The sequence below is a fragment of the Sphingobium sp. genome, from assembly GCF_033795625.1.
Taxonomy (GTDB): domain Bacteria; phylum Pseudomonadota; class Alphaproteobacteria; order Sphingomonadales; family Sphingomonadaceae; genus Sphingobium.
In genome coordinates, this window is record NZ_JARYGI010000080.1 from 1 (window position 1) to 1,361 (window position 1,361).

1 protein-coding gene and 1 pseudogene are annotated in these 1,361 nt (G+C 66.6%); both read left to right on the top strand.

Annotated features, from left to right (window positions below; translation table 11 throughout):
• Positions 1-758 (top strand): annotated as a pseudogene (locus QHC67_RS18615) (chromosome partitioning protein ParB); the annotation flags it as partial.
• An 86-nt stretch (positions 759-844) separates the two neighbouring features.
• Positions 845-1,361: ArdC-like ssDNA-binding domain-containing protein (locus QHC67_RS18620; protein ID WP_319296644.1), on the top strand; the 517-nt coding region annotated here is incomplete at its 3' end.

The window sequence follows — 1,361 nt, forward strand, 5'->3', positions numbered from 1 at the left end:
CGTCCTGCATCCTGGCGCAGCCGGCGCTCGCGCTCGACTATGCGCTGTTCGTCATGGTCGACGCCCGGACCAACTCGGCGTCCCGCTACCTCAGCTCCGTGAAGTACGGCACGACCATCCGGGCCAGCGCGCCGCAGGATCCCGCCTCTGGCGACATTCCGGGCTCGCGCGCGCGCGATTATCTGGCCGAGGCGAAGGACGGTCTCGACGCCGCCTGGACGGAGCACGAGTGCGAGGTTGCGCGGTTCGAGGCCTTTCGCGCGCTCGACGACGACACCAAGGCCAACTGGCTCGCCTACATCGTCGCGATGTCGCTCGAGGCGAAGCCGGGTTGGTCGAACGAGCAGATCAAGCTTCACAATCGGCTTGCATCGATCCTCGAGATCGACGTCGCGAGCTGGTGGCGGCCGACCTCGGAGAACTTCTTCGACCGCGTGAACAAGGGCAGCATCCTCACGCTGCTCACCGAAATCGGCGGGCCGGCGCTGACCGTCCGTCATACCTCGCTCAAGAAGACCGAAATATCGGAAAGCTGCCAGAAGCTCTTTGCGGGCGAGGCGATCGTCGAGCCGGAGGTCAAGGAGGCGGCACTCGCCTGGGTGCCTAACGCGATGCGCTTCCTCGACGCCGCCACCGAAGCGCCGGCTGACCCGACCGAGGCCGATGACGGCGAAGGCGAGGCCAATGAGGTCGAGCCTTCGGACGGGGAGGGCGAACCCAGCGCCGATCACGAGACGCTCGAACCCGCGGACGCCTGAAGCGCGCTCCATCTCCTGAGCGACAGACCGCCGGTGCTCCTTCGCGCCGGCGGTCTTCCCTTGCCCAAACCACGGGACCAACGGTCATGCGCAGCAAACAGAAGCCGAGCCGCGACGCCGCGGCCGAGATCACCGACCTCATCATCCGCAAGCTCGAAGAGGGCGTCGCACCCTGGAGCCGCCCCTGGCGGGTCACCGGCGCCGGCGGGCGACCGCTTCGGCATTGCGGCACGCCCTATACGGGGATCAATGTCCTCTACCTTTGGGCAATTGCCGATGTGCGCGGCTATCGGTCGCGCTACTGGATGACATACCGCCAGGCCGAGGCGCTGGGCGCCAACGTCCGCCGGGGCGAGCAAGGCTCGCTCTCGGTCTATTATTCGAGCTTCAAGAAAACGGAGTCCGACCCCGTCACCGGCGCGGAGACCGAGCGCAGCATCCGCTTCCTACGCCACTACATCGTCTTCAACGCCGACCAGATCGATGGCCTGCCGGCCTATTTCTATCCGGCTGACGAAGATCCTACGCCGGTCGATCCTTCGGCGCGCCAATCCGCGATCGACGCCTTCTTCGAGCCGATTCCTGCCGAGGTGCGGCACGGCG